This window comes from Actinomycetospora sp. (assembly GCF_036497245.1).
Lineage (GTDB): Bacteria > Actinomycetota > Actinomycetes > Mycobacteriales > Pseudonocardiaceae > Actinomycetospora.
In genome coordinates this window covers 1-4,482 of record NZ_DASXJS010000111.1, presented here as the reverse complement: position 1 = coordinate 4,482, position 4,482 = coordinate 1, and the positions used below count along the sequence as shown (strand labels likewise).

The window sequence follows — 4,482 nt, the reverse complement described above, 5'->3', positions numbered from 1 at the left end:
GAATCGGACCGGCGCGTACGGCGAGGTGCCGAGCCCGGCCGAGACGTGCAGGCGCATGTGGGAGCCCCACCGCGAGGCGCCGCGGGCACGCGAGCGGTCGACCCCGCAGTTGGTGACGATCGCCCCGTACCCCGGAAGCCGCAGCTGGCCGCCGTGGGTGTGGCCGGCGAGCACCAGGTCGTAGCCGTCGGCCGCGAAGCCGTCGAGCACCCGGGGTTCCGGGGAGTGCGTGAGACCCAGGCGCAGCGCCGGGACCGCGCCGGGACCGGTGGTCGAAGGGCCCTCGTCGTCGGGGTCGGCCGGGCCGGCGATCCGGTCGTAGTCGTCGTGGCCGATGTGCGGGTCGTCGACGCCCGCCACCGTGACCCGCTGCCCGGCGACCGTGAGCTCCAGCCGGGAGTGCGTGGCGTCGTGCCACCCGTGCTCGACGAAGGCCGCCCGCAGGTCCCGCCACGGCAGGTCCGGGCCGAGGATGCGGTGCTGCGGGCGGAACAGGTAGTTCGCGGGGTTCTTGGGCTTCGGCCCGTGGTAGTCGTTGCTGCCGAAGACGAACACGCCCGGGCGGTCGAGCAGCCGGCCCAGCGCGCGCAGCACGCCCGGCACGGCCCGCGGGTGCGAGAGGTTGTCGCCGGTGTCGACCACGAGGTCGGGCTCCAGCTCGGCCAGGCCGGCCACGAAGCGCTCCTCGGTGCGCTGACCGGGTCGCAGGTGCAGGTCCGAGATGTGGAGCACCCGCAGCGGGCGCGCGCCCGGCGACAGGACCGGCAGCGTGTGGTGGCGCAGCGTGAACCAGTGCCGTTCGACGACGGACGCGTAGCCCAGCCCCAGCGCGCCCGCCGCGGCCCCCGCGACGGCCGTCCGGATCAGCCCCCGGGCCAGTCCGTGGGTCGTCCCGCCCGTCGCCTGCTGGTCGGCCACCGCGTCCTCCTCTGGCGTGGTCGTCCCGCTGCACTCCGTGCCCGGCCGGGCCGGTGCCCCGTCGGTCCTACGGCGGCGGGGGAGGCGCGCCCACGGTGCCGCTGGCGACCTGGAGGGTGACGACCTGGTCGGGCAGCGCGGACCCGCGCGGGGACTGCCCGACCACGGTACCGGCGGCGGCACGGTTGTTCACCGTGGCGCGGGCGACCGGGAAGCCCTCGTCCTGGAGGCGGGACTGCGCCTCGTCGGCCTGGCGTCCGACGACGTCCGGGATCTGCTCGTTCGTTCCGCCGGCGACGTAGCGGGGGTCGGTCGGGGGCAGCGGCTGGGCCGGGGTGGCGGCGAGCAGCGGCCCCATCGTCTTGTACCAGGTCCGGGCGGGCGTCTTGCCGCCGAAGATGTTCCCGTCGCCGCACGGGTACGGCGGCGAGTCCCCGCCGCCGTCGCACAGCGGTCGCGGCGAGGACGAGTCGTCGAAGGTGATGACCGCGCCCGCGATCCCCGGGGTGAAGCCGAGGAAGGCCGCCGACTTGTTCTGCTGTGTGGTCCCGGTCTTGCCCGACATCGGCCGGTTCCAGCCGTTCTCCCCGGCGGCGCCCGACGACGTGCCGCCCGCCTGGTCGTCCTTGCTCAGGCCCGACATCAGGGTGTCGGCGAGCGACGGCGGGACGACCTGCTCGCAGGGCTGCTCGGCGACCGGCACGGGGTTCCCGGAGGAGTCGGTGATGCCGAGGACCGGGGTCGGCGGGCACCACTTCCCGTGGGAGCCGAGCGTGGCGCCGACGTTGGAGAGCTCGAGCACGCTGGTCGGGGTGACGCCGAGGGTGAAGGAGCCCTGGTTCTGCTCCTTGGCGATCTCGGCGATGGACTTCCCGCCCGCGCCCTGGGGCTCGGCGAGCGAGCGCATGCCGAGCTTCACCGCCATGTCGACCACCGGCGGCACCCCGGTGTACTCCATGAGCTTCACGAACCCGGTGTTCGGCGACTGGGCCAGCGCGTCGGTCATCGAGAGCACCGGTGCGTAGGAGCCGGCGTTGCGGACCGGGAAGGGGTTGCCCTGGCCGTCCCGGTAGATCGGCGACGCGTAACCGTCCGGAGGGATCTGCATCTGGTAGTCGATGCCGAGGCCCTTGTCGAGCGCCGTGGCAGCGGTGAAGACCTTGTACACCGAGCCCGCGCCGAGGTTCACCGGCTCCCACGGCAGGCCGTAGCTCGTCTCCAGTGCCGAGCCGTCCACGCCGAACACCCGGTTCGACCCCATGGCGAGCACCTCGTGGCGGTTCCCACCCGGCGAGACGGCGGCCATGACGTCGGCGACGTTGCGCTGCCGCGCGGGGACCTCGCCCCGCAGCGCGGCGGACATGGCGGTGAGTGTGTTCCGGTCCAGCGTGGTGCGGATCGTGTAGCCGGCCCGGTTGAGCTGCTCGGCGGAGATCCCCGCCTGCCCGAGGTAGTCCACGACGTACTTGCAGAAGAACGCCGCGTCGCCCGCGCCGATGCAGCCGTTCGCCGGTGTGGCGAGCGGGCTGACGACGCCGAGCGGGCTGCTCGCCGCCTCCTGGGCCTGGGCCTGGGTGATGATCCCCTGGACGGCCATCTGGTTGATGACCTCGTTCCGGCGCCCGGTCGCGGCCTGTGGGTGGGCGACCGGATCGAACGCCGCCGTCGACTGCACCATCCCGGCGAGCATCGCGGCCTGCGGGATCGTCAGGCGGTCCGGCGTGGTGTTGAAGTAGGTGCGGGCCGCGGCACCGATCCCGTAGGAGTTGTTCCCCAGGAACACGATGTTGAGGTAGCGCTGGAGGACCTCGTCCTTGGCCTCGTTCTTGGTGCGCCCGTCCGCGAGCTGGCGCTCGAGCTGGAGGGCGACGCGGACCTCACGCAGTTTCCGGGCGTAGGTCGCCTCGGTCGCCTTGAGCCGGTCGGACTGGCTCTGCGCCGTGACGTAGAGCTGGTAGTTCTTGATGTACTGCTGGGTGAGCGTCGAGGCGCCCTGCTGGGTGGACCCGGCGCTCTGGTTGGTCACGAGCGCGCGCAGGGTTCCCGTCCAGTCCACGCCGTCGTGCTCGTAGAAGCGCCGGTCCTCGATCGCGACGATCGCCGCCTTCATCGTCGGCGCGATGCTCTCGAGCGGGGTCGGCTGGCGGTTCTGGTCGTACAGGTAGGCCAGCGGCGCGCCCTGGCGGTCGGTCACCGTCGTGACCAGGGGCAGCTGGCCCGCGGCGAGGTCGGTGGACGTGGCGCTCACCGTGTCGCTGGCGTCGTTGCTGACCAGGCCGACGCCCCCGATCAGCGGGAACGCCACCCCGGCCAGGATCAGGCCCGCCACGAGGCAGAGCCCCAGCAGGCGCGCCACCGGACCTGCGCGGCCGCGCCGGCGATCGTCGCGCGCGTCGTCGGTGTCCGCCGCGCCACGGGCACCGTCCCGGTCCGTTCCCCCAGTCATCGGCGTGCACGTTACTGGGAGGACGTGAGGTTCGTGCTCGTGTCGTCCCTTCTCGGGTCGATCGGGCCGGTCGGGCGGTCTGTCAGGGATGTCGGCCACGGATCTTCTGATGACGGATCCGTTTCGAGGCTTTGTCGGTGGAACCGTCCGCTCCTAGAGTGCGTCGAACCCTGTGAACGGGCGAGACGCGCGGCCGAGGAGGGCCGAGCGTCCGGGAGACGTGTGCCGGCGGGGCGGGCGCGGACTCCGGGAGCCATCGGGGCCACACGAGGGCGGGATGACGTTGAACGACGATTCGGGACGGAAGACGACCACGCGGAACTGGCGCCGTGAGGCGCGCTGCCGCGACGAGCACCCCGACACCCTGTTCGTCCAGGGTGCGCAGCAGCGGGATGTGCGCGAGGTGTGCAAGGCGTGCCCCGTGCGCACCGAGTGCCTGGCGCACGCCCTGGACAACCGCATCCGCTTCGGCGTGTGGGGTGGGATGACCGAGCGCGAGCGCAAGGCCCTCCTCAAGCGCCGACCGGACGTCGTGTCCTGGGCGGCGCTCCTCGAGGCGGCCCGACGCGCCGCCCTGGCCCCGCAGCAGCCGGCGGCGTCGACCCCCGCTCCTCGGACTGCCCGGCGGTCCGCCGGGGGGACCGACGAGGAGGTCCCCGACGAGCCCGCTGCTCCGCCGGGACGGGCCGGACGCCGCGCGGGCTGAGCTCTCTCGCCGGACGTCGACAGCTCTCCGCGGACCGACGCGTGGCGCACACACCCGCTGCGCGGCACCCATCGCGTCGAGTGCGTTCAACGTCGGTGCTGCCACCGGCTGTCGTAGGCAGCCCTCCCGGGGTGCGCGCGCCGCGGCGGTTCACTCGGAAGCCCTGCCCCGGGGTGTGTGCGCCGCGCGTCGATCCCCACCGAACCGGGAGCCGGCACCCCCGGCGGACCCTCCTCAGGCCGTGAGCAGCTCGCCGATGGCGCGCAGGCCTTCGAGGTCGTGCACGTCGGTGGCCATCGCGGGCACGTCGACGATCGGCACGCTCGGGTGCGCCCGGGTGAAGCGGGCGAGGACCCGGCGCTCGCGCTCGGCGGTCTCGACCCGGTCGGCGTGCAGGCGCAGCACGGCCGCC

Annotated in this window: 2 protein-coding genes and 2 pseudogenes; 1 reads left to right on the top strand and 3 read right to left on the bottom strand. The window is 73.6% G+C overall.

Annotated features, from left to right (window positions below; all coding sequences use genetic code 11):
- A partial coding sequence (locus VGI02_RS11630) for a metallophosphoesterase (protein WP_414638243.1) occupies window positions 1-918 on the bottom strand: 918 nt, incomplete at its 3' end.
- Window positions 919-985: 67 nt separating this feature from the next.
- Window positions 986-3,364, bottom strand: a complete 2,379-nt coding sequence (locus tag VGI02_RS11625; RefSeq protein ID WP_331627513.1) for a penicillin-binding protein — start codon at window positions 3,362-3,364, stop codon at window positions 986-988.
- 277 nt (window positions 3,365-3,641) lie between these two features.
- Here VGI02_RS11625 and VGI02_RS11620 point away from each other — a divergent pair.
- A pseudogene (locus VGI02_RS11620) lies at window positions 3,642-3,935 on the top strand (WhiB family transcriptional regulator); the annotation flags it as partial.
- 369 nt (window positions 3,936-4,304) lie between these two features.
- Here VGI02_RS11620 and VGI02_RS11615 read toward each other — a convergent pair.
- Window positions 4,305-4,482: pseudogene (locus tag VGI02_RS11615) on the bottom strand (ArsA family ATPase); the annotation flags it as partial.

Excerpts from the sequence above, each read along its gene's own strand:
- VGI02_RS11625 (WP_331627513.1), bottom strand. The coding sequence starts at position 3,364 with ATGACTGGGGGAACGGACCGGGACGGTGCCCGTGGCGCGGCGGACACC.